Source organism: Cutibacterium sp. KBN10P07758 (genome assembly GCF_050286205.1).
Classification (GTDB): domain Bacteria; phylum Actinomycetota; class Actinomycetes; order Propionibacteriales; family Propionibacteriaceae; genus Cutibacterium; species Cutibacterium acnes.
Genome location: NZ_JBNNQV010000001.1, coordinates 2,169,764 through 2,196,162 on the forward strand (window position 1 = coordinate 2,169,764; position 26,399 = coordinate 2,196,162).

At 60.3% G+C, this 26,399-nt stretch carries 28 protein-coding genes; 14 read left to right on the forward strand and 14 right to left on the reverse strand.

The annotated features are described in order from the left end of the window. Nucleotide 1: 1 nt before the first annotated feature. From hemB to ACOYO3_RS10745, 3 genes are read left to right on the forward strand one after another with little or no spacing between them, the layout of a single operon-like run. Nucleotides 2–1,048 (forward strand): porphobilinogen synthase, encoded by a 1,047-nt coding sequence (gene hemB / locus ACOYO3_RS10735; protein ID WP_002548154.1) that lies wholly within the window; start codon nucleotides 2–4, stop codon nucleotides 1,046–1,048. 47 nt (nucleotides 1,049–1,095) lie between these two features. Further along, nucleotides 1,096–2,406 carry a glutamate-1-semialdehyde 2,1-aminomutase gene (gene hemL, locus ACOYO3_RS10740; protein WP_002524679.1) on the forward strand — a complete coding sequence of 437 codons (1,311 nt, stop codon included), beginning with the start codon at nucleotides 1,096–1,098 and terminating at the stop codon, nucleotides 2,404–2,406. Next, the gene (locus tag ACOYO3_RS10745) at nucleotides 2,399–3,274 is read left to right on the forward strand and encodes an A/G-specific adenine glycosylase (protein WP_002517053.1); all 876 of its coding nucleotides are present in this window, start codon (nucleotides 2,399–2,401) and stop codon (nucleotides 3,272–3,274) included. The genes hemL and ACOYO3_RS10745 overlap by 8 nt, the downstream gene beginning before the upstream one ends. Nucleotides 3,275–3,514: 240 nt before the next feature. Here ACOYO3_RS10745 and ACOYO3_RS10750 read toward each other — a convergent pair whose 3' ends face one another. Continuing rightward, entirely contained in the window at nucleotides 3,515–3,757 is a 243-nt protein-coding gene (locus ACOYO3_RS10750; RefSeq protein WP_002524678.1) for a hypothetical protein, read from the reverse strand. Between the two features lie 393 nt (nucleotides 3,758–4,150). Between ACOYO3_RS10750 and ACOYO3_RS10755 the strand changes: the two genes are divergently transcribed. From ACOYO3_RS10755 to ACOYO3_RS10770, 4 genes are read left to right on the forward strand one after another with little or no spacing between them, the layout of a single operon-like run. Further along, nucleotides 4,151–4,444, forward strand: coding sequence for an N-acetylmannosamine-6-phosphate 2-epimerase (locus ACOYO3_RS10755; RefSeq protein WP_002517172.1), 294 nt, complete (start codon nucleotides 4,151–4,153; stop codon nucleotides 4,442–4,444). Nucleotide 4,445: 1 nt separating this feature from the next. Next, nucleotides 4,446–5,972: a PTS transporter subunit EIIC gene (locus ACOYO3_RS10760; RefSeq protein WP_002517125.1), complete on the forward strand. Its 1,527-nt coding sequence runs from the start codon at nucleotides 4,446–4,448 to the stop codon at nucleotides 5,970–5,972. An 11-nt stretch (nucleotides 5,973–5,983) separates the two neighbouring features. Next, nucleotides 5,984–6,457: a PTS sugar transporter subunit IIA gene (locus ACOYO3_RS10765; protein ID WP_002517155.1), complete on the forward strand. Its 474-nt coding sequence runs from the start codon at nucleotides 5,984–5,986 to the stop codon at nucleotides 6,455–6,457. A gap of 4 nt (nucleotides 6,458–6,461) precedes the next feature. Continuing rightward, on the forward strand, nucleotides 6,462–7,373 hold the full coding sequence (locus tag ACOYO3_RS10770) for a PRD domain-containing protein (protein ID WP_002517240.1): 912 nt from the start codon (nucleotides 6,462–6,464) through the stop codon (nucleotides 7,371–7,373). 205 nt (nucleotides 7,374–7,578) lie between these two features. On the opposite strand, the gene ACOYO3_RS10775 is transcribed toward ACOYO3_RS10770, so the two are convergent. Next, nucleotides 7,579–8,073, reverse strand: coding sequence for an FxLYD domain-containing protein (locus tag ACOYO3_RS10775; protein WP_002519985.1), 495 nt, complete (start codon nucleotides 8,071–8,073; stop codon nucleotides 7,579–7,581). A 252-nt stretch (nucleotides 8,074–8,325) separates the two neighbouring features. On the opposite strand from ACOYO3_RS10775, the gene ACOYO3_RS10780 reads away from it, so the two are divergent. The 3 genes from ACOYO3_RS10780 (at nucleotide 8,326) to ACOYO3_RS10790 (ending at nucleotide 10,922) form a co-directional block, all read left to right on the forward strand. Then, complete coding sequence (locus ACOYO3_RS10780) at nucleotides 8,326–9,558, forward strand: sensor histidine kinase (protein WP_427305884.1); 1,233 nt, start codon at nucleotides 8,326–8,328, stop codon at nucleotides 9,556–9,558. A gap of 79 nt (nucleotides 9,559–9,637) precedes the next feature. Next, nucleotides 9,638–10,294, forward strand: coding sequence for a response regulator (locus ACOYO3_RS10785; RefSeq protein WP_002517106.1), 657 nt, complete (start codon nucleotides 9,638–9,640; stop codon nucleotides 10,292–10,294). A 73-nt stretch (nucleotides 10,295–10,367) separates the two neighbouring features. Next, nucleotides 10,368–10,922 carry a hypothetical protein gene (locus ACOYO3_RS10790; RefSeq protein ID WP_002518705.1) on the forward strand — a complete coding sequence of 185 codons (555 nt, stop codon included), beginning with the start codon at nucleotides 10,368–10,370 and terminating at the stop codon, nucleotides 10,920–10,922. A 17-nt stretch (nucleotides 10,923–10,939) separates the two neighbouring features. On the opposite strand, the gene ACOYO3_RS10795 is transcribed toward ACOYO3_RS10790, so the two are convergent. The 6 genes from ACOYO3_RS10795 to ACOYO3_RS10820 form a co-directional block, all read right to left on the reverse strand. Beyond that, the gene (locus ACOYO3_RS10795) at nucleotides 10,940–11,848 is read right to left on the reverse strand and encodes a rhomboid family intramembrane serine protease (protein WP_002550964.1); all 909 of its coding nucleotides are present in this window, start codon (nucleotides 11,846–11,848) and stop codon (nucleotides 10,940–10,942) included. After that, nucleotides 11,845–12,744 carry a TIGR01777 family oxidoreductase gene (locus ACOYO3_RS10800; RefSeq protein WP_002524676.1) on the reverse strand — a complete coding sequence of 300 codons (900 nt, stop codon included), beginning with the start codon at nucleotides 12,742–12,744 and terminating at the stop codon, nucleotides 11,845–11,847. Before ACOYO3_RS10800 ends, ACOYO3_RS10795 begins: the two co-directional genes overlap by 4 nt. Before the next feature lie 67 nt (nucleotides 12,745–12,811). Further along, nucleotides 12,812–14,299 (reverse strand): DHA2 family efflux MFS transporter permease subunit, encoded by a 1,488-nt coding sequence (locus tag ACOYO3_RS10805; protein ID WP_002524675.1) that lies wholly within the window; start codon nucleotides 14,297–14,299, stop codon nucleotides 12,812–12,814. Between the two features lie 163 nt (nucleotides 14,300–14,462). After that, the gene (locus ACOYO3_RS10810) at nucleotides 14,463–15,332 is read right to left on the reverse strand and encodes a biotin-dependent carboxyltransferase family protein (protein WP_002513006.1); all 870 of its coding nucleotides are present in this window, start codon (nucleotides 15,330–15,332) and stop codon (nucleotides 14,463–14,465) included. Further along, nucleotides 15,329–15,949, reverse strand: coding sequence for a 5-oxoprolinase subunit B family protein (locus tag ACOYO3_RS10815; protein ID WP_002524674.1), 621 nt, complete (start codon nucleotides 15,947–15,949; stop codon nucleotides 15,329–15,331). The genes ACOYO3_RS10810 and ACOYO3_RS10815 overlap by 4 nt, the downstream gene beginning before the upstream one ends. After that, complete coding sequence (locus tag ACOYO3_RS10820) at nucleotides 15,946–16,716, reverse strand: LamB/YcsF family protein (protein WP_002519979.1); 771 nt, start codon at nucleotides 16,714–16,716, stop codon at nucleotides 15,946–15,948. Before ACOYO3_RS10820 ends, ACOYO3_RS10815 begins: the two co-directional genes overlap by 4 nt. 122 nt (nucleotides 16,717–16,838) lie before the next feature. Here ACOYO3_RS10820 and ACOYO3_RS10825 point away from each other — a divergent pair, with 122 nt between their 5' ends. From ACOYO3_RS10825 to ACOYO3_RS10835, 3 genes are read left to right on the forward strand one after another with little or no spacing between them, the layout of a single operon-like run. Beyond that, nucleotides 16,839–17,603: a DUF969 domain-containing protein gene (locus ACOYO3_RS10825; protein ID WP_002524673.1), complete on the forward strand. Its 765-nt coding sequence runs from the start codon at nucleotides 16,839–16,841 to the stop codon at nucleotides 17,601–17,603. Continuing rightward, on the forward strand, nucleotides 17,600–18,586 hold the full coding sequence (locus ACOYO3_RS10830) for a DUF979 domain-containing protein (RefSeq protein WP_002517285.1): 987 nt from the start codon (nucleotides 17,600–17,602) through the stop codon (nucleotides 18,584–18,586). The genes ACOYO3_RS10825 and ACOYO3_RS10830 overlap by 4 nt, the downstream gene beginning before the upstream one ends. Next, nucleotides 18,583–19,590 (forward strand): DUF2891 family protein, encoded by a 1,008-nt coding sequence (locus ACOYO3_RS10835; protein WP_427305885.1) that lies wholly within the window; start codon nucleotides 18,583–18,585, stop codon nucleotides 19,588–19,590. Before ACOYO3_RS10830 ends, ACOYO3_RS10835 begins: the two co-directional genes overlap by 4 nt. 52 nt (nucleotides 19,591–19,642) lie before the next feature. Here the strand turns inward: ACOYO3_RS10835 and ACOYO3_RS10840 are convergent, their stop codons facing one another. After that, nucleotides 19,643–22,177: an ATP-dependent Clp protease ATP-binding subunit gene (locus ACOYO3_RS10840; protein ID WP_002517213.1), complete on the reverse strand. Its 2,535-nt coding sequence runs from the start codon at nucleotides 22,175–22,177 to the stop codon at nucleotides 19,643–19,645. A gap of 261 nt (nucleotides 22,178–22,438) precedes the next feature. Then, a complete protein-coding gene (locus ACOYO3_RS10845) occupies nucleotides 22,439–22,756 on the reverse strand; it encodes a histone-like nucleoid-structuring protein Lsr2 (RefSeq protein WP_002512999.1) in 318 nt (105 codons plus the stop codon). A gap of 168 nt (nucleotides 22,757–22,924) precedes the next feature. On the opposite strand from ACOYO3_RS10845, the gene ACOYO3_RS10850 reads away from it, so the two are divergent. After that, nucleotides 22,925–24,085: an NADH-quinone oxidoreductase subunit D gene (locus ACOYO3_RS10850; protein WP_427305932.1), complete on the forward strand. Its 1,161-nt coding sequence runs from the start codon at nucleotides 22,925–22,927 to the stop codon at nucleotides 24,083–24,085. 76 nt (nucleotides 24,086–24,161) lie between these two features. Here ACOYO3_RS10850 and ACOYO3_RS10855 read toward each other — a convergent pair whose 3' ends face one another. The 4 genes from ACOYO3_RS10855 to folB form a co-directional block, all read right to left on the reverse strand. Further along, nucleotides 24,162–24,839: a hypothetical protein gene (locus ACOYO3_RS10855; protein ID WP_002519978.1), complete on the reverse strand. Its 678-nt coding sequence runs from the start codon at nucleotides 24,837–24,839 to the stop codon at nucleotides 24,162–24,164. Between the two features lie 82 nt (nucleotides 24,840–24,921). After that, nucleotides 24,922–25,458 carry a DUF3180 domain-containing protein gene (locus ACOYO3_RS10860; protein ID WP_002517092.1) on the reverse strand — a complete coding sequence of 179 codons (537 nt, stop codon included), beginning with the start codon at nucleotides 25,456–25,458 and terminating at the stop codon, nucleotides 24,922–24,924. Next, the gene (gene folK / locus ACOYO3_RS10865; protein WP_002517188.1) at nucleotides 25,455–26,012 is read right to left on the reverse strand and encodes a 2-amino-4-hydroxy-6-hydroxymethyldihydropteridine diphosphokinase; all 558 of its coding nucleotides are present in this window, start codon (nucleotides 26,010–26,012) and stop codon (nucleotides 25,455–25,457) included. The genes ACOYO3_RS10860 and folK overlap by 4 nt, the downstream gene beginning before the upstream one ends. Next, nucleotides 26,009–26,371, reverse strand: coding sequence for a dihydroneopterin aldolase (folB, locus tag ACOYO3_RS10870; protein WP_002517487.1), 363 nt, complete (start codon nucleotides 26,369–26,371; stop codon nucleotides 26,009–26,011). The genes folK and folB overlap by 4 nt, the downstream gene beginning before the upstream one ends. Nucleotides 26,372–26,399 lie beyond the last annotated feature (28 nt).

Below are 26,399 nucleotides of genomic sequence, written 5' to 3' on the forward strand. Positions count from 1 at the left end.
CATGAACCCGTACCTGCCTGATGCCAGTGATCCCCGCATGGCTGGGGTCAAGCCATTGCCCGAGGGGCTGCGTCCTGTTTCTCGTCCGCGTCGACTACGCACCACTCCTGCGATGCGCCGGATGGTCGCCGAAACCCGCGTCGCCCCCGCCCAGTTAATGCTGCCGGCGTTCGTCAAAGAGGGGATCGATTCCCCCGTCGAGATCACCAGCCTGCCCGGCCAATTCCAGCACTCCACCGAGTCGATCAAGGAGCTCGCCACCCAAGCTGCCGAGGCCGGTATTGGTGGTATTGACCTGTTTGGTATCCCGGAGCACAAAGACGAGATCGGTTCTCAGGCCTGGGACCTGAAAGGCATCCTCAACGCCGGCATCTCCGCGGTGCGCGAGGCCGTCGGCGACGATCTGGTGATCTGTGCCGACACCTGTCTAGACGAGTTCACCGATCATGGACACTGCGGAGCTCTGACCCCTGATGGTCGCGTCGATAATGACTCCACTGTGCCGCTATATGCCGCGATGGCGGTCTCCCAAGCGCGCGCCGGAGCCCACATGGTCTCCCCGTCGGGGATGATGGACGGTCAGATCGCTGTCATTCGCGATGCTCTGGATCGCGAGGGATTCACCGATGTGTCCATCATGGCCTATTCAGCTAAGTACGCTTCAGCCTTCTTTGGCCCCTTCCGCGACGCCGTCAACTGTTCCCTTAAGGGTGATCGCAAGACTTACCAGCAGGATCCACCGAACCGCCGGGAAGGCCTGCGCGAAACCCTTCTCGACCTCGCCGAGGGAGCCGACCTGGTCATGGTGAAGCCCGCCTCCCACTACCTCGACGTGTTGTCCGATGTCGCCGAGGTGTCGCAGGTACCGGTTGCCGCTTACCAGGTCTCTGGAGAATACGCCATGCTCGAGGCCGCTGCCGCAAACGGTTGGATCGATCGCCGACGTTGCATCGGAGAGTCCCTGACCTCGATCGTGCGTGCCGGTGCCGATCTTGTCTTGACCTACTGGGCAATCGAGGCGGCGCAGATGTTTCGCGAGGACCTCTGACCCGTCGTGATCATGCTCACCACAAACCCCCACACCGGAAGGAAGAAATGACCTCCAACGCCGAACTGTTCTCCGCCGCCCAGGCCGTCATTCCCGGCGGGGTTGATTCCCCGGTGCGGGCTTACGGCTCGGTGGGCGGGGTTCCTCGCTTCATTGAGAAGGCCCAAGGCCCGTGGATCTGGGACGCCGAGGGCACGCGCTACGTCGATCTGGTGTGCACCTGGGGTCCGGCTTTGCTTGGGCACGCCCGTCCCGAGGTCGTCTCTGCGGTTCAGGTGGCCGCGTCGAAAGGGCTGTCCTTTGGCGCCCCGACCCGCACCGAAACCGAACTAGCGGATGCCATCATCGAGCGGATGGCTCCGGTCGAGAAGGTGCGTTTCGTCTCAACAGGCACTGAGGCGACAATGACTGCGGTCCGTTTAGCCCGTGGCGCCACTGGGCGTGACGTCATCGTCAAGTTTGCCGGTAACTACCACGGCCATTCTGACGTCCTGCTCGCCGCCGCCGGTTCCGGCGTGGCGACGGCTGGCCTGCCCGGTTCGGCCGGTGTGCCAGCCGCCTCGACGGCCGACACTATTGTGGTGGATTACAACGACGTCGCCGCCCTCGACGCGGTGTTCTCCGAGCGTGGCGACCAGATTGCTGCAGTGATCGTGGAGTCCTGCCCGGCCAATATGGGAGTTGTTCCCCCCGAACCCGGCTTCAATGCCGCGATTCGTCGCCTCACAACCGAGCACGGTGCCCTCATGATCACCGACGAAGTACTCACCGGATTCCGGTGCAGCCCGTCGGGATTCTGGGGTTTGCAACAGCAGGCCGGCGAGGACTTCGCTCCCGATATTTTCACGTTCGGCAAGGTCGTCGGCGGTGGTATGCCGCTGGCTGCCCTAGGTGGGCGCGCCGAGGTCATGGATTTGCTGGCTCCTACCGGCCCCGTCTACCAGGCCGGCACTTTGTCCGGTAACCCGCTGGCCACCGTCGCGGGTGTCAAAACCCTGCAGCTGGCCGACGCCGGGGCGTACCAGCGCCTCGATGCGCGCTCTGAGAAATGGCGCAGTGAGCTCGTATCCGCGCTTGACGCAGCCGGCGTCACGTACCGCCTGCAGAACGCCGGAAATCTCTTCAGCGTATTCCTCGGCGTCGACTCTCCGGTGCGCAATTACGACAACGCCAAGTCTCAGAATGCCGAGGCTTACACCGCGTTCTTCCACGCGATGCTAGATGCCGGGGTCAACCTGCCGCCATCGTGCTTTGAGGCCTGGTTCCTCTCTGACGCTCACGACGACGAAGCTTTCGAGGTTTTCCGCGCCGCCCTGCCGAAGGCTGCCCAGGCGGCTTCCCAGGTGATCAGTGCCTGACACCGGGCTGACTTCGCAGGTCATCGAGGCAATCTGTGCCTGGTTCGACGCCAACGGACGCGATCTGCCGTGGCGCCGACCCGGCACCTCCGCGTGGGGCGTGCTTGTTAGCGAGGTCATGAGCCAACAGACCCCGATGTCCCGGGTGATCGGGCCGTGGCACGAGTGGATGAACCGCTGGCCCACCCCTGATGATTTGGCGGAGGAGGACTCTGGGGAAGCGGTTGCCGCGTGGGGGCGCCTGGGTTACCCGCGCCGGGCCTTACGCCTGCATTCCTGTGCCGTCGCGATCGCCACCGAGCACGACGGGGTTGTGCCCAACAGTTACGACGAGCTCGTCGCCCTCCCGGGTATTGGCGACTACACCGCTAGCGCAGTCGTCTCCTTTGCGTTTGGCGGCCGCGCCACAGTGCTTGACACCAATGTACGTCGCCTCATCGCTAGAGCAGAGTCTGGGATCGCAAACTGTCCAACCTCGGTGACGAGGGCTGAGCGGGTAGTCGCCGACGCGTTGGTTCCCGACGAAGACGTCCGAGCGGCCAAGTGGGCGGTGGCGTCGATGGAATTGGGGGCACTGGTATGCACGGCGCGGTCTCCGCAGTGTGAGGTCTGCCCGATCCGGGATAGCTGCAGGTGGGTGATCGACGGCAAGCCGGACAATGCCCCGGCCCGTCGAGGACAGCCATGGAAGGGCACGGACCGCCAGTGCCGCGGCGTGATTATGGACGTGGTGCGCAACAGCCCTCGCGGGGTGAAGGTCCAGATGGCTCTTTCCGCCTGGCCCGAGCCCGATCAGGCATCGAGGTGCCTGGAATCCTTACTCGATGACGGTCTAGTGCACCGACGAGGTAGCCTCATTAGCCTGTGACCCGAGATATTCTTGGACCGACCACCCTCATGATGCGAAATGGGCATCCGGCGCCGAACGCGAATACATCGAGGCCGAACTGGCTGCCGACGAGGCCAACAAACCCATCATCGATGGCGACGGTGGGTACCTAGCCGCCGCCCGCAGCGCACACGTGTGGCAACTCATTGCCATCTACGTGTGTTTCATGGGCGGTTTCTATGGTTACACCCTGTGGCTTCCCCCCCGTGGTCAAGGGACTCATGTCCCGCTCGCCATCAGTGCCGTCGCGCTCGTCGTCGGCGCAGCCCTCGCATGGGTCGTCATCAAGCCGAAGATCACTCGGACAGCACCGTAAGGTTCCGTCGAAACTCCACTCGCATCTGCCCCAGGACCCGCCCTGTTATTCGCGTCGACCCTTTCCTGGACGGGCTCAATGTGACCCATACCCGGAATTTCCGTCAATTTGGACGAGTACTCACGGTCAAATTGACTGAACTCCACATAGAAACCTCAGATTTCAGTCAAGTCCTTGGATTTCACGGTCTTGACCTCACTAGGATCTGTGGCACAAATCCCGTCACGTGGCCCGAGACCTCGTAGTACCCCTTACGATCAACACCGGTTCGTGACGAATCCTTTATTGGTTACTAGCTTAAAGACGGTACCGAAGAGGTTACACAAGCTACGTCATCATCCCAGCTCACTGGTAAACACGGCTGTAAATCTGACCACACTCGTACTGCGACTCCCCCACCCAAACGTCACCGACAGAGGCTGTGCTAGCGTCTCAATAGCAGTTCATGGATCTCAGGCTTGTAACTTTCGGCAATACCTGATCCACCGGCGGGCACGAGCGTGTTCAGGCCGGTATACCCCACGTTGCCGGAGGTTCGCATGAATTCAGTCGTTCAGTCCCTAGCGAAGGGACTCATCGTGCCGTGCCAGACATTGCCTGATGAACCCATATATTCCAAGAGCGGTGGTGTCACGCCCCTATTCACGACGGCAGCTGCGCAGTCCGGGGCCGTCGATATCCGTGCCAACTCGGTTCGCGACATCAAGACAATCCTGTCCACCGGAGCCGACATCGTTGCCGTTGGTGGCACAATCACCCGTCCCGCCCAAATCTGCACCCAATTCATCGACGCGATTCGCGCCCGCATCCCCCACACGTCGTTGGAGAACTGACATGTTCAAGACTCTGCAGAAGATCGGTAAGGCGTTCATGCTACCGATCGCCATCCTCCCTGCCGCAGGTCTGCTGCTAGGGATCGGTGGTGCGCTGTCCAACCCCACCACCGTCAAGAGCTACCCAGTTCTCGACAATCCCATCCTCCAAGACATCTTCCAGGTAATGAGCGCAGCTGGAAATGTCATCTTCGAAAACCTTGCCCTGCTACTGTCCATCGGCTTGTGCATCGGCCTGGCAAAACGTGACAAGGGAACCGCGGCACTCGCCGGCATCACCGGTTTCCTGGTCATGACAGCCACCACGAAGGCGCTTGTCGTTCTCTCCCGTCACCCCGATCGGACAATTGACACCGGTGTCGTCGGTTCGCTCGTCATCGGTGCCGTCGCCGTATGGCTTCACAACCGCTATCACAACATCGAGCTCCCCGCTTTCCTCGGGTTCTTCGGAGGCTCACGCTTCGTTCCCATTGTTACGGCTTTCGCGGGAATCATCATTGGCGCATTCTTCTTTGTCGTCTGGCCACCAATCCAGGCCGGGATGGTGTCAGCCGGCACTGCGATCGCAGACTGGGGTGTCATTGGTACGTTCTTCTATGGCTTCCTCATGCGGCTAGCCGGCGCCGTCGGCCTTCACCACATGATCTATCCGATGTTCTGGTACACACCCCTCGGCGGTACCGAGGCAGTCGCCGGCAAAACGGTTGTAGGCGCACAGAAGATTTTCTTCGCCCAGCTGGCTGATCCCAACCATGTCGGACTGTTCACCCATTCCACCAAGTACTTTGCCGGTCGCTTCGCCACCATGATGTTTGGACTGCCTGGGGCCTGTCTGGCGATGTGGCGCTGCGTTCCCAAGGGGCGTCGCGCCAAGTACACCGGATTGTTCGCCTCCGTCGCCTTCACGTCCTTCCTGACCGGAATCACCGAACCCATCGAATACATGTTCCTCTTCGTGGCCCCGCTGCTCTACGTGTTCCATTCGGTCCTCGATGGCGTCTCCTTCCTGGTGGCGGACCTCATCAACATTCGTATTGGCAATACCTTCTCGGGTGGTGCTATCGACTACCTCCTGTTCGGTGTGCTGCAAGGTGAGGCCAAGACCCACTGGCTGTATGTGTTGCCTGTCGGCGCGCTCTGGTTCGTCATCTACTATTTCTCCTTCACCTTTTTCATCAAGAAATTCCGGATCGCCACCCCGGGCCATCTCGAGGACACCATGACTGCCGCCACACCCACCGATAGAAGGTCCCAGGAAAAGTCCGAGCGGAGGAACGACGGGATCGACGAGACAGCGGCGGAAATCATCACTGCCTTGGGCGGTGCCGAGAACATCGAGGACGTCGACGCGTGCATCACGCGTCTGCGTGTGTCAGTAAAAGCGCCTGATCAGGTCAGCAAAGCCAGCCTCAAGAATCTCGGAGCGACCGAGGTCTTCGAGGTCGGCGGCGGAGTCCAGGCCGTCTACGGAGCCAAAGCCATCCTCTACAAGAACGCCATCAACGCCCAACTCGGAATCGACGACTGAAAGGTGTCGACATGTCCATTTTCCGCAAGCGCCGCAAGGCCACACCCCTGACCATCGCAGCACCGGTCTCGGGCGAGATCATCGATATTGCTGACGTACCGGACCCGGTATTCGCAGGCAAGCACATGGGCCCAGGCTTTGCGGTCGCCCCGGTCTCGGGCGACTTCACCTCGCCCATCGACGGCCTCGTCATGCTTGTCGCGCCGACCCTCCACGCCGTCAGCCTGCGCGCAGACAATGGGGCGGAGGTTCTGGTCCACGTCGGCGTCGACACCGTTGAGCTGAAGGGCGAAGGTTTCACTGCCCACGTCAACGAGGGCGACAGGGTCAGGACCGGCGATCCGCTCCTGAGCGTCGACCTGGACAGCATACGGCCACGCGTACCGTCGCTGATCTCCCCCGTGGTCGTGACCAACGCGGCCGGGTTCACCATCTCGGAACGCAGCAATGATCCGGCGTCAGTGCTCTCAGTCACCGCAGGATGACCCGGTGCAACGCCCGGATCGCTCACGGTACGCAACGACGAAGCAGGGATCGCTCAGACCCGGGCACGTCATCGTCAAGAAGATTTACAACAACAATGTCCTTCTCGGCGTCAACGGTTCGGGGACCGAAATGGTCGTCAATGCTCGCGGTATCGCCTACGGACGACACCGCGGGGAGATCGTCGATGCCTCGTCGGCCCAGCGATATGTCGCAGAGGGTGCCTATCGCACGACCGCCATCGCATCACTGCTAACGAACGCCACTCACACCGAGGTGCGAGTGGCACAGGCAATCGTCGAATTGGCGCGCGAAGAGCTGGGCACTCCCCATGCCCGACGGATGATGCTGCCCATCCTCGATCACCTCGTCGCAGCTGTGCACCGAGCTAAGCAGGGGGCCGTCATCGACTTTCCCTTGGAATGGGAAGTCCGTCAGCTCTATCCCGATGAGGCGGAACTGGGCCGACGCGCTGTCGAAATCGTCGACGGTGCTCTCGGAATCCATCTGCAACCCGAGGAATGGGTGGCATTCTCCCTGCACTTCATCAATCAGCGGTGGGACAGTAAAGACGTTTCGCGGACCATGTCGATGACCCAGACGATCTGCGACGTTTTCACCGAGCTGGAGGACCTGTGGCACGTTGAGATCGACCGTTCGTCCATGAGCGCATCCCGCTTCGTCACCCACCTTCGCTATCTGTTCGCTCGGGCCTCGGACAACAAGCAGCTCTCTCACGTTGACCTGGACATTGTGGGGCTCATGTCAGATCGCTACGCAGAAGCCACATTGGCAGCTAGCCAAGTGGCCGAGCACATGTCGAAAGTGATCGGCAACGACCTGACGAAAGCCGAAATCAACTACATCGCCTTACACACCACCCGGCTCTACAACGAGGTGATGGGGATGGATGGCTGACGATCGCGCACCTGTTAAGGCTCATCGCTAGCGGTCAATACACAAAATTGCGATGACCTTCTTGCCGGAAAGCCAGCACCAAAGTCACCCAGATCAAAATCCAGATGCGTGCCTAACTCCCACCCCGACATAACGAGGTTCAGCCACTGTGATCCATGACAGTGGCTGAACCTCGGGCTGATCAGGCTCCGGTGAGGTCCTTCAATTACACGGTCTTGATCTCACTAGGGTTTTGGGAACAAATCGCATCGAACTTCCACTTGCCGTGGGCATCGATGGTGTTGGTGTTGGCCAGACAGGTGTCCGTGTTGCTGCCGGACGCGTCATAGGCGTTGAATTCGATCTGGATGTAGTTGTTGATCGACTCGTCAGAGTTGTTGCGCACGTACCCCGTCACATGGGCAGAGAACTCGTCCTTTTTCAACTTCCAACCCTTGAGCAGGGCAAGATCACCTTTGACTTGATCCTCGTCGGTGGTCTTCGCGGCAGGCTTCTCAGCGGGCTTTCCCGCAGACTTGTCAGCCTCCTTGGCCTGGCTCGTAGCTGGGGCCGACGCGGCCTTGTCGCTACCGGATTTCTGCTCGTCACCTCCTTTCGACCCTCCTCCCAGAGCTGCGAAAATCCCCAGAATGACGACGGCGATAACAATCCAGAACCACACCCGCTTGTAGATCGGCTTTTTTGGCTTCGACGGCGGCATTCCGCCTGAGTTCAGGGCATATTGGGGGTTGGACTGACTTTGCGGACCTTCTCCCGGGTATTGCGGTTGTGGGTAGTGGGGTGGTTGCTGGTCATTGGACATTGGTGTCTCCTTTCGGCTCCACACCAGTGCATCCCGGGATCGGGCCCTCCCGCATCGGCCGAACGGACAGACCGCAGGTGGCCGATTGGGCAGGTGTTTTCGCCCATCCGGTCGAGGCAGCCCTACCGAAACCGCCCTTAGGATGAGGGCATGATCGAGTACGAAGTCGTGGGCGACGATCGCAGGCCCGCTGTTTGGCTGTCCATCGTCCTCATCGCCATCGGAATACTCGGATGCTTCACCTCGACCGCGTTCTGTCCACTGGCCCTCCGCATGACGGCGCAGAATCCCTCCGGTCTCACCGTGCTGCACGGAGTCGCCGCCCTCGTCGCAGATATGGTTTTGCCGGTCGGGCTGCTATGGCGACATCGTCAACCATTCACAATCACCCTCGTCACAGCGGCAATCAGCCTGGTCCTACCGATCGGTAACACTGTTCCTCTCATCGCCCTGGCATGTTTGCTGGGACGACGACGTGGCGCGGCATCATGGTGGGCCACCGCAGCCGTGACGATCACGACCACCATCGTGGGAATTGTGGACGCCGCCAGGTCTCCGAAAGCCGCGTCGACGATCAAAACTCTCTTGTCCCCAGCAAACACCCCTGACGCTGCTGACCTGACAGTCTCTTGGTTCACCGTTGCGGCCTTCATCGCCGCCGGGCTCATCATCTCCATTGGTTCGGGGCTGTGGCGCCGCACCCAACGCGCGACGACCTCACTTACCCGGGAGCGCGACGTCGCGCAGGCCACCAACGCCAAACTCGGCGACGAACTGTCACGCCGTGAAGAACGCGAGCGCATCGCTCAGGAAATCCACGATCAACTCGGCCATAGATTGTCCCTTCTCAGCCTGCAGTCCGGGGCGCTAGAGACTCAACTTCGGGACAATCCGGACGTCGTCAAGGCCGCCCACGAGGTACAGGCTGGGGCAGCTGCAGCCGTCAATGACCTGCATTCCCTGCTGTCGGTGCTTACCGAGTCCCGCGTGACACCGGACTTGCCCCTGTCGAAACTGGCCGAGGTCATTGACGAGTCCTTCGGCGCCGGTCAGCCTCTCAATTCGAGCGTCTTCATTGAGGACGCCGATCGCGTCGATCCCGCTGTGTCGAGGGCCGTCTACCGCATCGTTCAGGAGCTGCTCACTAACGCGGCCAAGCACGCACCCGGGCAGACGACGACCCTGCGCACACGCGGAAATCCCCGAGACGGAATCAGCATCGACGCGACGAACGGCTACATCGGTGGATGGGCTGGTGGGCCGAGTGCCCATTCCCGCGGGCTTAAGGGGATCACCGAGCGTGTCGAGCTACTTGGGGGCAGCCTTCACTACGGTCTTGATGACAATCTGTTCCACGTCCATGTGGACATCCCGTGGCAGTGATAATCATCCCCGCCCGTTTCCAATAGACCACAGTGGTGCCGCGACGGATCGCAAACGATAGACATCATAGGATGTGGCCATGCTGCCCGTTCGCGTCTTACTCGTCGACGACGACACGCTCGTACGCAGGGCTGTGCGCCAGATCCTTGAGGCCGCTGATGACCTTGAGGTGGTCGGTGAGGCCAGTGACGGCGACGGAGCCGTGAGGCAGGCTCCCCAGGCCGATGTGGTCCTCATGGACCTGCGAATGCCCGGAATGAGTGGTGTGGAAGCAACATCGCGAATCACCCATTCCCCGAGTTCACCCAAGGTCGTCGTCCTCACTACCGTCACCGCCGACGCGGCCATCACCGACGCGGTTCACGCCGGGGCATCGGGGTTCCTACTGAAAGCCTCCTCACCTGATGACATCGTCAATGCCGTGCGTGCGGTCCACGCTGGGGATGCCTTCATGTCCCCGACGTCGACCCGCCAACTTCTGGAACAGTTGCGGGGCGACGCTGGTAGACGGGTCCGCGGGGCTGCCCGCAAGACCCTTTCCGCCCTCACTGACCGGGAGCGAGAGGTTGCAATAGCGGTGGCCGAGGGACTAACCAATGACGCCATCGCCGCGCGGTTAAACGTTTCGGCAAGCACCGTCAAGGCGCATCTGTCGACGATTCAGACCAAGCTCGACGTCGACAGTCGAGTCCGCATCGCGGTACTCGTTGAGCGGGCTGGGTATCTTGCTGCATAAGCGCAACGGCGCTGATAGCTTGGGGCTACTGCGTGGAACTACTTACCTGATGACGGGCTGACCGCCTCCATCGTTGCTTTCCCTGGCCCAAGGCGACGAGACTGGTGAGGTGCTCATTGACGCCAACCGCTTTGACCTTCTGGAAGAACTCATCCTTGCCGAACCTTTACGACACGGGCAGCCGGTTGTCCTCATCGATGGGCGCTCTGGAGCAGGCAAAACTACCTTAGCCAATACCCTCATCTGTCACCATGCCGACTGGCAGCTCGTCCACGCTGACGACCTGTACCCCGGCTGGTCCGGATTGTCAGCAGTGTGGGATCTGCGTGATCTCGTCGCTAGACGCCGGTACCGGCGATGGGACTGGTATCAAAACCGCTTCGACGACGAAGTCATCCTGAATGCGAATCGTCCCCTCGTTATCGAGGGCTGCGGGGTACTGACGCCGACGAATGCACCTTTGGCATCCTTGCGAGTGTGGTGCGAAGTCTCCGCACCGCTCAGGCGCCACCGGGCCCTAGCCCGGGACCCAGAATTTCGCGACCAGTGGGCCATGTGGGCCGTTCAGGAGGGGCTACACATCGCACGTCACCGACCAGCTGATCTCGCCGATCTCACCATTTCCTGACCGCCACCAAACGCATATCAGATCACCAGGTATTTGACCACCAGCGCGGCCACCATGGCAAACAGTAACAAAGCCATTCGAGGCCATGTCTGCGCGGACTTGCCTGCCTGAATACGTTTGGGGTCCTCGAAGAAAATAACCCCGCACATCATTCCGACGAGAAAACCCCCAAGGTGGGCCTGCCATGCGATCCCAGAGATGAAAAGCAACAGGGCGGCGTTAATAGCCAATACGACCCATAATTCCCGCGTCGAGGCCCCGAGGCGTCGCTGCACGATGAGCAGCACACCGAAGAGACCAAAAATCGCACCCGAGGCCCCGACGACACCGTCATCAACGTTCGGCAAGATCGCCCTGCCCCCATCCGCAGTGGCCATCAGGCAGAACAGCGCCCCACCACCCAGGCCAGACATGAGGTAAGCAGCGAGGAACCTGGCGCGTCCGAGGAAGGGCTCTAGAGATCGGCCAAGGGCCCACAACGCGTACATATTGAAGCCAATATGGAAGATACTCAGCGCGTGCCCGAACATCGAAGTGACGAATCGCCACGGCTCGGTGAATCCGACTCGTGGGGCCAACACAACGGCCTCACCCACCTGAGGGCTTAACCACTCCCCCACCCACACCAGGAAACAGATACCAATGAGGGTCCACGTGACGACCGGAACATCACTGTGACGCTTCACTCGGGCAACCGGTCGGGGAGTCGCCTGCTGGTACGACGCCGAGGGAGGCGCCCATGAGGGGTCTACGTCAACCGAGCGGTAAGGCTCAGGCTGAGATGCCGTCGACTCGTCTCGTTGCGCCGGTCTAGCGTGTGAAGCCGCCCCTGACGCATCGCCGTGGTTCTGCTGTGGTTCGTCCTGCCACGATCCCCACTCATCGGGGCGAGAGAAACCGTCGGGACGTTGGTTATTCTGACTCATCGGCGTCCTGCAAGTGCTGAAGTTATTGACTCGGTAATGGAGGTGTCACGAAACTCGAATTCGTGCTCAAGGAGTTTGGCTGGCTTAACCCGCTGCCCCGAACACAGCGCTTCGTCGACGAGTTGAGACCCGAAGATCATCTTTGCTGCCGGAACCGGGAATGGGATTACAGACGGACGGTGCATCGCCTGAGCCAACGCCGTGGTGAACTCGGCATTGGTGCACGGGTTCGGACTCACGAGGTTCACCGGCCCGCTCATAGCGTCGTCAGTCAGAACTTTCATCATTGCTGATACGTGATCGTGCAGGCTAATCCACGACATGTATTGACTTCCGTCGCGGATCTTGCCGCCCAGGCCGAATTGGAAGAACGGTCGCTCCTTGCCCAACATGCCGCCAAAGGAACTCACGACATGACCGGTTCGCAGGGTCGCTACCCGCACCCCGTCAGGGGCAGAGTTTGCGGCTGTCTCCCAGCGTTGGCACACCTCGGCCAGGAATCCCGCACCGGCGGGATCGTTCTCGTCAAGCCATTCATCGCCGTGCGGACCGTAGTAGCCGACCGCTGAACCATTGAGGAAGATCCGGCAGCGCGGCGAGGATGCTAAGGCGCGGACGACAACGCGTGTCGAGTCGATGCGGGAGGCGAGGATGCGAGTCTTGCGTTCATCAGTCCAGCGTCCATCAGCGATCGGTGCTCCAGCCAAGTTGACCACAGCGTCAACGTCGTCGAGGAAAGGCGGCGCGATGGAGAGAGTGTCAAGATCCCAGCGTCGATCAGAGGGCTGGATGGGTTTATGACGAGTCAACGTGACGACGTCATGGCCTTCTTTGCGCAGACGTTGCACCAGCGCTGTGCCGATAAGACCGGCGAACCCTCCGATGGCAATCCTCATATGATCATCCTACGGGTCCAGCGAAGGGCGTCTCTGCGCGGTCCACCGGCCTCACAGATGAGTACACTCAAGAATTGCGCTGGCGCGAACGCTGAAAGTTCGCAAAGAATGCACAGACGATTACGCAGATCGTTCCAGCAGTAATCGTGATAAACATCGACTCACCGAGACCTCGCCCCAGATCGTGACGAGCCATGATTCGGGCATCCATCATCATCGCGATAAAAGCCGACCCCAGCGCTGACCCGACCTGACGGGTGGCGTTATAAACACCTGAACCGGCTCCAGCGTCGGCCTGACCGAGGTCATCGGTACCAACCAGGGAAATCGGACTCCAGGTAAGAGCCGCACCAACGCCGGTGATGACAGATAGCAGCGGGAACACCCACAGACCGGTGGACGGCACTGTGAACAGCCACCATCCGATGGAGGAAATCACATATAGCGAGACGCCAATCGCAGCCATCCGGCCAGACCGACGGTGCTGGAGGACCCGTCCAACAACCGGAGACAGCACGCCGGAGACGACAGCGGTTGGAATCAACAACAGGGCGGCCACCGTCGGGGACTTGCCACGCACGTTCTGCAGATAGATGGCCGTCGGCAGAAAATAGGAAGTTACAAGCATGCCGACGAGGAAAATCGCGATATTGGCGAGAGTAAAATTGCGCTTGGTAAACAGTCGCAGCGGAACCAGTGGTTCAAAGTTGGTCGAACGAGCATGCAAGCGGGATTGCGCCCACTGCGTCTGTGAGACGACGAAGAGCACCATAAAGACCACACCGAGGACGATGAGCAGCGGCACGGAAATGATGTCGGTGATCGTCCCCCAGTTGTACTGTTCTCCCTCCTGAATACCGAAAACCAGCAGGGTCATGCCGATACCCGACAAGACGACGCCACACCAATCGAAGGCATGGCCGTGGGTTTCGAGAGCAGGCACATTACGGATAGCCAGCCACAACCCGATGACGGTAACCGGGACGTTGACGAAGAAGATCCACTCCCAGCCCAGGGTGTCAACAAGGATGCCGCCGAGCACAGGACCGACGAAACTCGCGACACCGGCAGTGGCTCCCCACAGGCCCATGGCAGCACCGCGCTTCTCCGGTGGGAAAAGTCGGGTAATCATCGACAGAGACTGTGGGGTCATAAGGGCAGCTCCGATGCCCTGAACCGCCCGAGCAGCGATAAGGACGCCAATCGTCGGGGACAGACCACATGCCAGTGAAGAAACTCCGAAGACGAGCATGCCGATGATGTACATACGATGCGGTCCCCAGCGATCACCCATACGTCCGGTAATCAGCAGCGGGACGGCATAAGTGAGTAGGTATGCACTCGTGATCCACACGCCTTGGTTGAGGTTGGCGTTGAGCGCGCGGATGGTCGCCGGCAGAGCGGTCGTGACGATCGACGTATCTACGAGGATCATAAAGAAGCCGATAAGAAGGGCCCACAGGGCGCTCCAGGCCTGCTCCTCAGTGACGACGTGCCCGTCTCTGTCCCGGGCAAGGTGTTCGACATGGGCAACGGACGACTGCTCAGGCGACAAGGGGTCTCCTAGAGAAAGAAGAAGTTAGGCCAAGAGACGATCGTACCTCCCGCAGGTCGACGGGGACACGTACCGCATCGTCACTGAAACCTGCACGATTACGTCATAAACAAGCCTTGGACTAGGCATTATGCTTATAGCTAACACTTCAACGTCATGCTCGTCACCAGTCATGAGCGGTCATCGCGAACCTCACGACGACCCCTGCCCGAGCCTGAGCAAGACGGTCAGCATCCTCTGGATCGACAACCCCAATAACTGGATAACCTCCAGTCGTCGGATGGTCCGGCCCAAAGACCAGAGGCACTCCCGAGGTAGGTACCTGGATCGCGCCTCGCATCACCGGCTCACTCGTTAACTCCCCGGTCACCGCTCTTTCCAGCGAAGGTCCTTCCAACCGCGTGCCCACTCGGTCGCTCGCCTGTGCGACTCGCCACGGTGTCTGCTCGAGGGAACGCCGCCCAGCATCGGTAAACCAATCGTCGCGAGGTCCCCATACCCCATGAAGGACGAGTTCCGTTGGTGCCTGCTGAATGTCGACAGGAGTCGTCGAGATGAGACCAGCTGGGCCATCACCGACGCTCACACGGTCGCCTGCCTTCAGCGGGGCCGGGCCCATCCCACGGGTCGGATCAGCCGAGACGCTGGCAAAGGTGGGCGACGCGTTAATTCCTCCGGTCACAGAAAAGTAGCTCCGCAAACCGGTTGCTGGCATGGCGATGCTCACCGTCTGACCATCTGTAACGAGAAATCCCCAGCCGCTAGGGCGCGGCGCTCCATCCAAATCGATCTGGGCATCCGCCCCTGTCACCGCAACGAGGACAGGACCCCCGACACATCTCAGCCGCACCGGTCCGAGCAGAATCTCCAGACACCCCAATCCAGCACCATTACCGACGAGCCGAGCACCGTCCAGATAGGCCCGGCGATCCCATGCTCCGCAGCCACTGATTCCTAGATCCGCCCAGCCTCGACGGCCAGCGTCCTCAATGAGGGTTCTCGGCCCGGCTGTCTCCACTACGAAGTGGGTCATGAGTCCACCACCTCGAATCTGATGACGGCTCCCGGGAGTAGTAGAGCTGGCGGGTCAGCCGTCTCATCCCACAAGATTGCGTCAGTCGTGCCAATAATCTGCCAGCCGCCCGGGGAGGCTTGCGGGTAGACGCCGGTGAATCCATCAGCCAAGGCGATACTGCCCGGCGGAATCCTGGTTCGAGGGCTATCCCGACGCGGGATCCGGTACGGCCAATCAGCTCCGGACATATACCCAAATCCAGGCATGAACCCGGCAAATTCCACCGTCCATTGCTGATCGCTGTGGCGCTTCACCAACTCGTCCGTGGTCATACTGAGCAATTCCGCCACGTCAGATAGGTCCAGCCCGTCATAGCGAACTGGCACCTCGACGATTTCCCGCGCTCCTTGTTCAACGCAGTCCAATCCTGCGGCGATAAACTCCTGGACGTGAGCGACAGCTGCCGGTAACTGATCGGGCGACTCGACGTCGATGAGCACCGTCGTCTGGGCCGGGACGAGATCGACCGTTCCCACCGCCGGATGCTCACTCAAAGTCCGATGCAGGCGACGACGCTGACCGGCATCATCCAATTCGACGAGCACTGCCGTCCGTCCAGCCGGCAACAACCTCATGCGGCAGCCCGCAGTTCGATCCCGGTGGAGGCAAGGCGATCACGCACTGCCGTAGCCATCGCAACAGCTCCCGGGGTGTCACCATGAACACACACCGAATCTACCTTAATCGGTACCTTGGTGCCGTCGATAGCCGTTACCGATCCCTGAGTCACCAGCGTCACAACGCGCTCAGCGACCTCGCCCGGATCATGCAACACTGACCCCTCCTGGCGACGTGATACCAAGGTGCCATCGGGGTTGTAAGCCCGATCGGCGAACGCCTCACTCAGAGTACGGACGCCCTGCTGCTCAGCGAGGTCAAGGACAAGAGCTCCCGGCAAGCCTAAAATGGCCATATCGGCACCCGTGGCGGAGTTGACAGCGTCAATCGCCTCGACGACTGCCTTGGCCTGAGCCTGGTGGTGAACGATCGTGTTGTACAGGGCGCCGTGAGGCTTGACGTAGCGCACCGAGGCGCCATGGACTGCAGCAATTCCACGCAGTGCCGACAACTGGTAAATGACCTCATCGCGCAACCGTCCAGGGTCAACGTCGATGAAGTTGCGACCAAACCCGGCGAGGTCCCGGTAAGACACGTGGGCGCCGATGCACACCCCGTGTTCCGCAGCAGCCTTACAAGTCTGGCCCATGACGACGGCGTCACCAGCATGGAATCCGCAGGCCACATTTGCGGAGGTGACAATTCCCAGCAGGGACTCATCGTCACCTGTCTTCCACGATCCGAAAGATTCCCCCATGTCCGCGTTGAGATCAACAGTTGCCATGACATAAGGGTGGCGCCGAGATCCCTCCCGGTCAACACGTTTTCTGGGTAGAGACACCTTCAGGCGGTCCGATCGCTTCTAAAGTGACGCCACAACACCCCAGAACACGAGAGGAGCGCACCATGTGGGTTTTACTCGCCGTGGCGATCGTCGTCATCGGCTTTGCCTTGCGGCTCAATGCCATGCTCGTGGTAGCCGTCGCAGGAATCGCTGCCGGCCTCATCGCCGGAATGTCACCGGTCAAGCTCATCGAGACCTTCGGAACTGGATTCGCCAGTTCGCGTTCCGTGACGGTCTTCATCGTCGTGTTACCCGTTATCGGGTTGCTCGAACGCCACGGTCTCATGCAGCAGGCCGGCCGCTTGATGTCGAAGATGAAGTCCATGACGGCCGGAAAGCTCCTTGCCGTCTACCTTGCTGTGCGTCAGATCACCGCAGCTGTAGGGCTGTCGTCCATTGGTGGGCCAGCCCAGGCGGTGCGTCCCCTCGTCGTACCGATGGCTGAGGCTGCGGCTCGACGCACCCACCCGCGATACACCCGCAAGATGCGCGAGAAACTGCGCTCCTACGCGTCCTCAGCAGACACCATCGGACTGTTCTTCGGCGAGGACGTGTTCATTGCCATCGGGTCGATTCTGCTCATCACTGGATTCGTTGATGCCACCTACAACCTCAAACTCGAAGCTCTCCAAATCGCTTTGTGGGCCATTCCGACGGCCATTTGTGCCTTCCTCATCCATGCACCCCGACTGTGGTTGTTGGACCGCAAACTCGCCAAGATGGCTGCCGAGGGAGGCGACAACGTCGACACCGATGAGGTCCCTGAGCCTGGCCACACCGTCAGCCTGCCCTCCGGAGGCAACCCGGAGCAGGGGGTCCACGAATGATTAAGGTGGAATGGTTCTACTGGTTGTGTGGATTCCTTTTCCTCGTCACCGCGGTCGTCCGGCTGCGGGACCGCGAGGACAACAAGCGCTTCGGGTCGGCCGCTTTTTGGGCAATCCTGGCCTTCTCATTTGGCTACGGCAGCTTTGTCATCAACAAGACTGCACCTACTCTCGTCGAGGGTATCGCGGTGCTCCTCCTGGTTGTGCTGGCCGCTTGTCGCTTTCCGGGTCGCGGCTCTACCGAGACGACCACCGAGGCCGAGCGAGAAAAGTCAGCAAAGAAATTCGGCAACAAGCTCTTTATGCTTGCCCTCATCATCCCGTTCGTGGCTGCCATTTTCGCAGTGGCTGGGATGCGCAACGTGTCGTTTGACGGGTCGCCGCTACTAGAAACCGGCATGGCAACGATCATTGGTCTAGGAGCGGCGTCCGTTATTGCCCTTGTCACAGCCATGATTATGTTCAAGGTGCGTTCACCAGTGGTGGCTTTCAAAGAGGGAGACCGACTGCTCGGTCATATCGGATGGGCAGCTATCTTGCCGCAGTTCCTGGCGACCCTTGGCACCTTATTCAACAACGCCGGTGTCGGCGATGCGGTGGGGCGTATCACCTCGTGGATCCTTCCTTCAGAAAGTCTCTTCGCAGCGGTGTGCGTCTACTGCCTTGGGATGGCCTTGTTCACCCTCATTATGGGTAACGCTTTCGCGGCTTTCCCAGTGATGACTGCTGCCGTCGGTTGGCCGCTGCTCATCCAACACTTCCACGGCAATATGGCCGCCGTCTTCGCCATGGGTATGCTGGCGGGGTTCTGCGGCACCCTGTGCACGCCGATGGCTGCGAACTTCAATCTTGTTCCGGCCGCTCTACTTGAGCTCGACGATAGCTATGGTCCGATTAAGGCGCAGATACCCACTGCAGTTCCGCTACTGGTCTGCACCATCCTCATTATGTACCTGTGCTGCTTCCCAGGAGGTTTGCTATGACTCTCGACGATGACGCCCCAATCTGGGCGAAAACCATCATTGGCGGACTCAATCGTCCCTTCCCGTGGGGGTCAGCCCACCAATCCTCGGGACCAGACGATGTCGACGTCACTCCATGGCGCCTCCACCCGGCCTTCCACGGTTGCTTGGACTGGCACTCGTCGGTCCACATGCAGTGGTCGGCGGTCACCCTGCTCCGTTGCGCGAATCAGGTGATCGACCACACAACAATCGACGCCTTGAACGGCGTTCTCAATGACCGTCTGACCGACGAGAACGCTCGCGTGGAGGCCGAGTATCTGCGTATTCATCGCGGGTACGAGCGTCCCTACGGCTGGGGATGGGCAACCCTGCTCGCTGCCCAGTGTGCTCCCCTCACGGGCACGACGTGGGCGTCGGCCACCCGCATTATCAGCCTTCAAGTTTTCGAGAATCTGCTCGCGTGGCTGCCGACCCTCACCTTCCCGGTACGCACTGGCACCCACGACAACACCGCCTTCGGCATCGGTCTGTGTCTGGACGCTGCCCGGTCGCTGCAACGCCCTGAGGTCATCGAAGCCATTGTGGAACACTCTCATCGCTTGTTCGACGCCGACGTTGACTACCCGTCTTCGTGGGAGCCGAGTGGCAATGACTTTTTGTCGGCGGCGTTGAGCGAGGCCCACCTCATGGCTCGGGTGTATGACGTCGAGGGTCGAACCAATGAGTTCGGGACGTGGCTACACACATTCCTGCCGCGTCTGGGACAGTCTGACGATAATCTCCTGAACGTGCCCAGGGTGACAGACGGCACGGACGGCAAGCTTGCTCACCTATATGGGCTGAGCTTGTCACGAGCCTGGCAGCTGCGCGCACTGGCCACGTGGCTTGCCGAAGGCTCCCGCCATCGTATCGAGAAAGCCACTGCCCGCCAGATCAACGAAGTCTCCCACCAAATCACCCATGGCGATTTCATGGCTACTCACTGGTTGGTGTCCTTCGCCCTGCAGGCGGTGCTGGTGTGAGGAACGGGCCCGGCGCATAATGCACCGGGCCACGGCCATCGTTATCAGGGAATCAGCCCTGCTGCCCCCTGTTATTTTCCCCTGCCGAAGAGGTGAGCTCAGGAGGAACCTCGTCAGGCAGCTCTGAGCGCTCCGTGCCGGTGAAGACGAACGGCTCCTCGGAACCCTCCGGGGCAGCATCGACCACCACGATCTGACCAGGTTTGACCTCCCCGAAGAGGATCTTCTCGGCTAGGACGTCCTCGATGTCGCGCTGGATCGTCCGGCGCAGCGGACGAGCACCGAGCAGCGGGTCGAAACCACGCGTGGACAGCAGTTCCTTGGCAGCCGGAGTGACCTCGATACCCATGTCCTTGTCGGCCAGACGATCCTCCAGTTGCCCCACCATGAGGTCGACAATCCGTAGGATGTCGGGCTGGGTGAGCTGATGGAAGACGATGATCTCGTCAAGGCGGTTGAGGAACTCGGGACGGAAGTGTCCCTTGAGCTCCTCGGTAACCTTGGCCTTCATCTTCTCGTAGCTAGACTCGACGTCGTCGGCCTTGGAAAAGCCGAGATTGACTGATTTGGAAATGTCGCGGGTGCCAAGGTTGGTCGTCAGCACAATGACGGTGTTCTTAAAGTCCACTACACGGCCCTGGGCGTCAGTAAGACGTCCCTCGTCAAGAATCTGCAACAGAGAGTTGAAGATATCGGGGTGGGCCTTTTCAATCTCGTCAAAGAGAATGACGCTGAACGGCTTGCGGCGCACCTTCTCGGTGAGCTGGCCGCCCTCCTCGTACCCGACGAATCCAGGCGGGGACCCAAACATCCGCGAAGCGGTGTGTTTCTCGGAGTACTCGCTCATGTCGAGGGTGATGAGGGCGTCCTCGTCGCCAAAGAGGAACTCGGTGAGCGCCTTGGTGAGCTCGGTCTTACCAACACCCGACGGGCCAGCAAAAATGAACGAACCTGCCGGACGCTTCGGGTCCTTGAGGCCGGCACGGGTACGTCGGATAGAGCGGCACAGGGCCTTAACGGCGTCCTCCTGGCCGACGTAACGCTTGCCGATCTCGTCCTCCATGTGGAGCAGACGCTGGGATTCCTCCTCCGTGAGCTTGAAGACCGGAATTCCGGTAGCTCCAGAGAGCACCTCGGCGATCTCATCAGGGCCGACCACGGCTGGCACCGACTCGTCACCCTGCTTCCACTCCTCCTCCTTGGCCTCACGCTCGGCGAGAAGTTTCTTTTCGTCGTCGCGCAGCCCAGCAGCACGCTCGAAATCCTGGGCGTCGATGGCGGCCTCTTTCTCCACTCGCACACGAGCAATCCGCTCGTCGAACTCGCGCAGATCCGGCGGGGCCGTCATGCGGCGGATGTTCATCCGGGCACCGGCCTCGTCAATGAGATCGATGGCCTTGTCTGGCAGGAAGCGGTCTTGGATGTAACGGGACGCAAGATTCGCTGCGGAGGTGATTGCCTCGTCGGTGATGGTGATCTTGTGGTGGGCCTCGTACCGGTCGCGCAGACCCTTAAGGATCTCGATGGCCAGGGGGATCGAGGGCTCGTCTACCTGGATCGGCTGGAAGCGACGCTCCAGGGCGGCGTCCTTCTCGATGTACTTACGGTACTCATCAAGGGTCGTCGCACCGATAGTCTGCAGCTCGCCGCGAGCCAGCATCGGCTTGAGCATGCTGGCAGCGTCGATTGCCCCTTCAGCGGCACCGGCGCCGACAAGGGTGTGGATCTCGTCGATGAACAGGATGATGTCCCCGCGATTTTTTATCTCCTTGAGGACCTTCTTCATCCTCTCCTCGAAATCACCGCGGTAACGCGATCCCGCAACCATGGAGCCAAGGTCCAGGGAGTAAATCTTCTTGTCACGCAGAGTCTCGGGAACGTCTCCACGCACGATGGCCTGAGCCAGGCCCTCGACACAAGCAGACTTACCGACGCCAGGCTCACCAATAAGAACCGGGTTATTCTTGGTGCGCCGGCTCAGCACCACCATGACTCGTTCGATTTCCCTCTCACGCCCGATAACCGGGTCGAGCTCGCCGTCGCGGGCGGCCTCGGTAAGGTTGCGACCGAATTGGTCAAGAATCGTCGCCGAGGACTGCTGCGGTCCGGCCTCGGGGGCACCGGAAGTGGCGGCCTGACGCTCGTCGCCCTGATATCCCTGCAACAGTTGCAAGACGCTATTGCGCACCGTGTTGAGGTCAGCACCCAGCCGGATCAGTACCTGAGCAGCGACGCCTTCTCCCTCCCGGATAAGGCCAAGCAGAATGTGCTCGGTGCCAATGTACGAATGATTCATCTGGAGGGCTTCGCGCAGGCTCAGCTCAAGAACCTTCTTGGCACGCGGGGTAAAGGGAATATGGCCCGTCGGCGTCGAAGTGCCGTGACCAATAATCTCCTCCACCTGGGCGCGAACAGCCTCCAGTGAAATGTCAAGGGACTCGAGAGCCTTGGCAGCGACTCCCTCGCCCTCGCTAATGAGCCCGAGCAGCAGGTGCTCAGTGCCAATGTAATTGTGGTTCAGGGCCTTGGCCTCATCCTGGGCCAGGACGACGACCCGGCGGGCCCGATCGGTGAACCGTTCGAACATGAACTCTCCTTGTATGTGGGGCAGACCAATCCCCGGAAATACCGGATGACCGATCTACCCGCGGTCGCGTGAAACTTTCATGCAACCAACCGACGGCACTGGACCGTCAGCCTGTGTGCTCAGTCTAATAACCGCTGCCGACAGATCTGCGAAACCTGTTTACGCCGCTGGCACAACCCAAGTAGAACAGCGCGACGCCGGAGCTATCCCGCTCCGGCGTCGCAACCGACTCGCCTTGTCAGACGGTCACATAAACTGGAATCAGTGAGTGCGCTGGTAGGCCTCACGGATCTCGTTAGAGACGCGGCCACGCTCCGAGACCTCGTAGCCTTGGCTCTTGGCCCACTGACGAACCTCGTTAGCGGTCGGGCCCCCGGTTGGGCGACGACCACGAGTACGGCGGCCACCAGTGCGACGAGCATGATCAACCCACAAGGACAGAGCATCGCGCAGTTTGGAGGCGTTCTCGGCGGACAGGTCAATCACATAGTTGACACCATCAAGAGCGAAATTGACGGATTCCTCAGCTGGGCTTCCGTCCACATCATCGACAAGATCAACACGCACACGCTGTGCCATGGCATTCCTTTCAGACTTGCGCCGTAGATACAACTTCGACCTTTACACTACAGCTTATATTCATGACCACGAAAATCACAAGGCGGATCCAGTTTTTTGTTGACGAATCGTTGTCGTGAAGATGCATCTAGGCGTGCAATGCGGCATCCTCAACGTGTGTTCAGTTCCATGCGAAAGATCATGTTCGTCATCGGATCGATGCCGTTAACGCATCCTAGTCAATCCGCCGATGGTAACCCCGGCAAAAAATACGAGGTGACTCGGCTAGATCTCGGGCACCTTCACCCCACTCGGTCGGGACTCGTCACTATCGCCACAACTGTCGATGACGACGTCATCATCTCTTCCCAGGTAAATGTCGGCACCCTTCACCGCGGTGATGAAAAACTTTTCGAAGTTCGCGATTACCGCCAGATTCCGATGCTTGCATCACGTCATGACTGGACAGCTCCATTCATCGGTGAGACCGGCGCAGCCCATGCTATCGAGGACGCGATGGGCATCACCATCCCAACTCGCGTAGCATGGATACGAACCCTGCTCGCTGAGTTCAGCAGAATCACCTCACACTTCACATTTTTGTCATGGGTAGGCCATCACTGTGATGATGCTGGCCTTGAAAATGCGATCGCTACAGCAATTGAAAACGCCCGAAGGATCTGGCAGAGGTGCTCTGGAAATCGAATCCATCCTATGATCACCCGTATCGGGGGACTTCGGATCCATCCAGAGAGTGAATGGCAGCCCGCATTGGGTGAGTGGCTTGACGACGCTAATGCGCTTGTGACGCAACTGCGTACCGCTCTCGACGCCACCGTCGGCGTGCGCGGCGTGGCCGTCATACCCACGAATATGATCGATCGCTATGGTTTATCAGGGCCCGTCTCCCGGGCTAGCGGGGTCGACCTAGATACTCGACGGCGCACCGCGGTATACGACGAGCTGAAGTGGCCTGAGGTCGTCATAGAGCCCCGTGGTGACGCCTACTCACGACTGGCAACGTTATGTAACGATGCGGCGGTGTCGTCGAGCCTATGCCGTCAGATCCTCGACCGGCTGCCGAGCTTGGACGGGCCTCTGGAGACTCGTCTACCAACCGCCATCAAGGCCCCTCGGGGACGCACCTGGACGACTATAGAGGCCCCCTGGGGACGTGCCGGATACCTGCTAGAGTCCCGCGGCAGCACGACACCGTGGCGGATGGCCTTGCGCACCCCGACCTTCGCCAACGTTCAAGTCTTGGAGGCGGTGCTTCCCGGCACTCGAGTTGACGACGTTGAGGCCACCATTGCCTCCTTGGGATGGACGCTAGGAGACCTCGATAAGTGAGCTGGTATCGGGGTGACGCAACAACGCGGGGCCCAGCCGGAAGCTAGACCCCGCGTCACATTTGGCAAGCTAAGCGTCAGGCCTGGCGACGAGTCTCGCGAGTCCCCTCAGATAAGCGCGGGAAAGCGACTCGGGACAGATCAGCGATAGTCGCGTCGTTACCGCGCTCCCAGATCTCCTCGGCGGTGGGGACACCTGCATCAGTGACGGTACGCAGGGTGGTCAGGCGCCCGGACCGACCGTCAGCCAGCAGAGCATCAAGCTCTGTCTCCAGCTCGGTAATACGCATCTCAAGGGAAGCAACCTTCTTGTTGCCAGCGGTGACCTTGTACTGCAGAGCCGCCTTGTCGCCGCGTAGGGTCGACAGCTCGCTCTCTGCACGATCGAGCTTGGCACGGGTATCAGCAAGGGTTTTCGAGATAGAGCCAACCCGACGCGAGAAGGTGTCAATCATCTCCATGGACTCGGCATGATGACGCTTCTCCTGCTCCGAGGCGGCGTGACGAAGCTCCTTGAGGGTGTCGAAATGCATCCGGCGAATGGCATCAACTTGGCGCCACGCCATAAAGACAGAAATCCAAGCCCCCACGAGGGCAACGAGCACACCAGCCCGGACCGCCCAAATAGAGGGAACTACCCCACACACAGCGGCAACAATCGTTGCCACAATGAGAAGGGCGAGCACACCTCTGCGCTCGCCAGTGTCCTTTTCAACCCGTTTGGGATCATGCTCACCGCTCACGGGCATCATCATATCGTGCGAGGAGGCCACAAGTACAGCCCGTTTAGCCTCTGGTCAAGCACTGGATCCCGGCGAGTCGTGATCTTGTCCGCCGTCACCCCTTGGGATGCTTTTCAGAATCATCAGGCCCTTTAGGAACCTTACAGGCGTTTTCCAGGAACCATCCAGCCCAAGCCATGGCGGCGCAGGTGATGGCCGTCACTCCTCCGACGATGGCGCGCTGGCGCGGATAGGGAATGTTGAGATGCCACACGAAGGTCAGCACGTACACGATACAAGCGCCGACAAGCGCAGCGCCAGATAGGGCGATCGCTTTACCCAATGCCAGCGAGACGAGCCCTTGGTTCGCCTCGACCTCACGTTGTGGATCAACAACCTTGGTACGGAAAGCCCGCGCGTACCCCCAGGTTGCGATGGCGGCAACAAGGATGACCACCGGCAAAGACCACGGCAAGATCGGCACGGTAACGTCATTGATCTTATAAATACTCAGCGCAAACCATCCCAGGGCGGCCCCGCACAGGGCCGCCACGATGATGACCTTCCAATCGGTCGGAGCGATGTTGCCTTGAGGGTTACCGCCGCCAGGTCGCCGGTCGTCATCCCACTCGGGTGGCAAGCTCCGTGTCATACATCCTCCTCGTCGTGCCTCTCGTCCCATTCTCCTGCAACGGTGACCCCAGCTACGTCAATCTGACGCGAATAAGGCTTAACGGCGTCAGCCAGCTCGTCAGCATCGAAGGAGGCGACCAGATCGGCGATCCGACCGTACCCGGGCAATTCAGCCTCAGGGTCGGCGTCGCGCCACGGCACCAGAACGAAGGCGCGCTTATGTGCACGGGGGTGTGGAAGGGTCAACTCGTCGGTGGTGACGGTCTCGTCGCCAACGCGAATGAGATCAACGTCGAGGGTGCGAGGACCATTCGGGATGGTGTGATCGCGCCCGTGGGCTGCCTCGATGACATGGGCGCGCTCCAACAGGACTGACGGAGGAAGGTCGCTAGTCGCAACGACGATGAGGTTGAGGAAGTCATCCTGCTCCACTCCCCCGATCGGAGCGGTGACATAGACGGGCGAAACGACGACGTCGTGAATACCGGGAGTTTCGGCGATCAGGCGGACGGCGTCTCGCAGATGGGCAAAAGGGTCTCCCATATTGGAACCCAGGCTGAATACGGTTTTCACTCGGCATCCTTTCGGTACGTGACGGCTACGTCGTCGAGGGCAACCCCTACGGGGGCATGTGGCTTGTGAACGGTTACCTGGACAGAATGGACACGCGGACTGATCGCAAGAACGGTGTCAGCAATCTTGCCAGCCAGGGTTTCGATGAGACTCACCGGCTCTCTGGTGAGAATGTTGAGCACCCGCTGTGCGACCGTCGCATAGTTGACGGCCTGGGTGAGGTCGTCAGAGACGGTATCCATGTCGACGTCAAGGCTCACGTCGACGCTGAAAGGCTGACCGAGTTCACGCTCGCTGGCAAGCACGCCGTGGTTCGCGTGGGCACGGATGCCCGTCAGGGTGATCTGTCCGTAGGTCATGGCGGAAGGTTACCTGTTCGCCACAATC